The organism is Streptomyces sp. NPDC056948 (assembly GCF_042674225.1).
Lineage (GTDB): Bacteria > Actinomycetota > Actinomycetes > Streptomycetales > Streptomycetaceae > Streptomyces > Streptomyces purpurascens.
This window is the reverse complement of the sequence record NZ_JBHUQX010000600.1, coordinates 1-4,226: the sequence shown is the minus strand read 5'-3', so window position 1 is coordinate 4,226 and position 4,226 is coordinate 1. Positions and strand designations below refer to the sequence as shown.

At 68.3% G+C, this 4,226-nt stretch carries 3 protein-coding genes; all 3 read left to right on the top strand.

Going from position 1 to position 4,226, the window contains the following annotated elements:
- The first annotated feature begins 95 nt into the window (after nt 1-95).
- A complete protein-coding gene (locus ACFTZL_RS41890) occupies nt 96-1,139 on the top strand; it encodes an NUDIX domain-containing protein (RefSeq protein ID WP_382594961.1) in 1,044 nt (347 codons plus the stop codon).
- 304 nt (nt 1,140-1,443) lie between these two features.
- Nucleotides 1,444-2,475 carry an ABC transporter permease gene (locus tag ACFTZL_RS41885; protein WP_382594959.1) on the top strand — a complete coding sequence of 344 codons (1,032 nt, stop codon included), beginning with the start codon at nt 1,444-1,446 and terminating at the stop codon, nt 2,473-2,475.
- Between the two features lie 77 nt (nt 2,476-2,552).
- The coding region (locus ACFTZL_RS41880; RefSeq protein WP_382594956.1) for an ABC transporter substrate-binding protein at nt 2,553-4,226 on the top strand (1,674 nt) is incomplete at its 3' end.

Below are 4,226 nucleotides of genomic sequence, written 5' to 3'. Positions count from 1 at the left end.
CGCCGGCGCCGTCTTCATGCGCCCTCAACTGGGGCTGGTTTCCGTGGCAGGGTGGAGCGGGCAAGCCTCAGGGGGCCAACAGAAGAGGGGGACCTGTGACCGTCGTCTGGATCAACGGCGCGTTCGGTGCGGGGAAGACCACCACCGCACAGGAACTGATCGAACTGATCCCGAACAGCACGCTCTTCGACCCCGAGGTCATCGGCGGAGCGCTCCGGTATCTGCTGCCGCCCAAGCGCCTCGCCGAGGTCGGCGACTTCCAGGACCTGCCGATCTGGCGGCGGCTCGTGATCGACACGGCGGCCGCGATGCTCGCCGAGCTCGGCGGAACTCTGGTCGTCCCGATGACACTGCTGCGTCAGGAGTACCGCGACGAGATCTTCGGCGGCCTGGCCGCGCGCAGGATTCCGGTCAGCCACATCCTGCTCGCTCCGGCCGAAACGATACTGCGGGAGCGCACAGCGGGCCGCGAGGTTCCGCGGGACCTCCCCGACGGCGAGATACGAATACGCCAGTGGTCCGCCGACCACATCCAGCCGTACCGGGCCGCGCTCGCCTCCTGGCTCACCGCGGACGCGCACCCGGTCGACACCAGCGACCTCACGCCGTACGAGACCGCCGCCCGCATCGCCGAGGCCGTGCACAACGGCTCCGTGCCCGTCTGCGACATCGTCCAGACGCCCGAGCCCACCGCCGAGACGCTCGCCGCCGGTGTGCTCCTCTTCGACGAACAGGATCGCGTGCTGCTCGTCGACCCCACCTACAAGGCCGGCTGGGAGTTCCCCGGCGGAGTCGTCGAGCCCGGTGAGGCGCCCGCGCGGGCCGGTGTGCGGGAGGTCGCCGAGGAGACCGGCATCCACCTCGACGAGGTGCCGAGCCTGCTCGTCGTCGACTGGGAGCGCCCCGCGCCCCCCGGGTTCGGCGGCCTGCGGCTCCTCTTCGACGGCGGTCTCCTCGACTCCGCGGAGGCCGGCCGGCTGGTGCTGCCCGGGCCGGAGCTGCGCGACTGGCGGTTCGTCACCGAGGAGGAGGCCGCCGACCTGCTGCCACCGGTGCGCTACGAGCGGCTGCGCTGGGCCCTGAGGGCCCGCGAACGCGGAGCGGCGTACTACCTGGAAGCCGGGGTACCGGTCGGCTGAACCGGGCTCCGTGTTCGTGCCTTTACCCGACGCGGGGGATTCCGAGGGAAAAGCGAGAGGAAACGCACCCGGAGGCAATGCCAATCACTGCCCAAGGAATCTCCCGCATTCCCTCACGCGACGGGTAATCACATTCCCCGCTCTCGTCAACACTTTTCCATGACCGCAAACAATCCCTTTTCTGGCCCCTGCTCGGCTTGACCGGCCTCGCACGGCATTGCGAAAGTCCGCAATGTCTCACGGCGGCGCTCACGACCGCCACTCAATTTCCTTGCCTCAGGGGCAGATCCGGGATGTCCGTACGATGACCACGCAACATCAGCCGATCGACACCGGCGGCGGCACCGCGCTGCTGGCCGAGCCGTCGACGCAGGACAGCAGACCCGGCGGCCCGGTCGTCGCCGGCCGCTCACCGGCCCGGATGGCCTGGCGGCGGATCAGGCGGGACAAGGTCACCACGGCCGCCCTGGCGGCCACCGTCCTGTTCATCCTGATCGCCCTGCTCGCGCCGGTCCTCACCGCGCTGACCGGCTGGGGACCGATCACCCCCGACAACAAGGCGATCAACCCGGACACGGGCAACTTCCCCTACGGGTCGCTGGGCGGCATCAGCGTCCAGCACCTGCTCGGCGTCGAACCGGGCACCGGCTACGACCTGTTCGCCCGCATCGTCTACGGCCTGCGCACCTCCCTGTACGTGGGCTTCGCCTCGGCCGTGCTGTCCACCGTGGTCGGCGTCGTCGCGGGGCTCGCCGCCGGCTACTTCGGCGGCTGGGTCGACTCCCTGCTGTCCCGGATCATGGACGTGATGCTGGCGTTCCCGCAGCTGCTGTTCATCATCGCGCTCACCCCGGTGATCCAGAACGCGCTGCAGACCAACACCCACGGCGGCACCGACGAGAACCTCCGCCTCCTCGTCCTGGTCCTCAACATCGCCGTCTTCGCCTGGGCGTACACCGCCCGCCTGGTGCGCGGACAGGTACTGTCCCTGCGCGAGCGGGAGTTCGTCGACGCCGCGCGGCTGATGAGCGCCGGCCGACGGCACATCCTCTTCCGGCAGCTCCTGCCCAACCTGTGGGCGCCGATCCTGATCTCCTTCGCGCTGGCCGTCCCGCAGAACATCACCACCGAGGCGGCCCTGTCGTACCTGGGCGTCGGCGTCATCCCGCCCAACCCCGACTGGGGAGCCCTGCTCTCGGACGCCTCCCAGTTCTTCCTCCAGGACCCGATGTACCTCTTCGTGCCCGGCGTCCTGCTCTTCCTCCTGGTCCTGGCGCTCAACCTCCTCGGGGACGGCGTCCGGGACGCCCTGGATCCCCGCGCCCGGCGCGGCTGACAAAGCCACCCCCCGAGTTTCGGCCCGGCGGTCCCACGAACGGCCGCCGCGCCCGTAGCAAGAACGGAGTTTCCTCAATGACGCGCAGCACGCGCAGATCGCGCACGGTCGCTCTCACGGCCTCCGCCGTGGTGATCGCCCTGGGGGCCACCGCATGCGGAGGTTCCTCCAGCACCACGGGAAGCGGGTCCCCCGGAAAGGGCGGCACCCTGACCGTCCTGAACAAGGCGGACTTCGACCACCTCGACCCTCAGCGTGTCTACACGACCGAGGGCCAGAGCATGGACCAGGAGATCGTCCGAACCCTCACGGGCTGGGACGAGACGGGCCCGAAGCCCAAGCTGGTCGGCGATCTGGCCACCGACACCGGAACGCCGAGCAAGGGTGCCACGGTGTGGACCTTCCATCTTCGGCACGGCGTCAAGTACCAGGACGGCACCGAGGTCACCGCACAGGACGTCAAGTACGGCGTCGAGCGGTTCTTCTCCTCCGACATCAACGGCGGCCCGCCCTACGCCTCCCAGTGGCTCGTCGGCGGGTCCGACTACAAGGGTCCCTACCAGGGCAAGCAGCTCGGCTCCATCCAGACGCCGGACAAGTACACCATCGTCTTCCACCTCGACCAGCCGGTGGCCGACTTCAACGAGACCACCACCATGACCGGCTGGTCCGCCGTGCCCAAGGCCCACGACACCGGCTCGACCTACGACACCAAGGTCTGGTCGGACGGCCCGTACATGATCAAGTCGTACACCAAGAACAAGGAACTCGTCCTCACGCGGAACACGCGCTGGTCGCAGTCGACCGACCCGATCCGGCAGCAGAACGTCGACGGGATGGACGTCAAGTTCGGCCAGGACGAGTCGGCCATCGACCAGCAGCTCAAGGCCGACGCCGGCGCCGCCCAGACCTCGATCCAGCAGTGGCCGATCGCCGGATCCGACCTGGCCCAGATGGCCAATGACCCCTCTCTGAAGGGCCGTTACTACAAGATCCCCGCGCCCGGCATCAACTACCTGGCAATCAACACCACCCGCGTCAAGGATCTCCGGGTCCGCCAGGCCATCGAGTACGCCATCGACAAGACCACGGTCCGCGGCGCCTTCGGCGGCTCGGCGTACGGCGACTACGCCACCACCATGCTGAGCCCCGGCATCGGCGGCTACCAGAAGTTCAACCAGTACAGCGCCAACCCGGCCGGCAACCTCGCCAAGGCCAAGGCCCTGATGAAGCAGGCGGGCAACCCGAAGCCGGCCATGTCCATCGCGGTGGAGAACACCCCCACCCAGGAGCACTTCGCCGACGCGGTGAAGACCGCGCTGGGGCGCATCGGCATCCACGTCAACATCTCCCCGATCGACGCGTCGAACTACTTCAGCACCATCAACAACACGAAGAACCAGTACGACCTGACCTGGGGCGACTGGATCGCCGACTGGCCGAACGCCTCCACGGTGCTGCCGACCCTCTTCGACGGCCGGCTGATCAAGAAGAACCCACAGGCCAACCAGGACCTGTCGTATCTGAACGACCCGAAGGTCAACGCGCTGATCGACAAGGCCGCCAAGCTGTCGGACGTCAAGCAGCGCAACGCCGCCTACGGGCAGATCGACCAGCAGGTCCTGAAGGACGCCGCCGTGGTCCCGCTGATGTACATGAACTTCACCGAGATGTCCGGCTCCAAGGTCGGCGGTGTCATCCCCGACACGATCGTGGCCGAGCCGAGCCTGGTCCACGTCTACGTCAAGCAC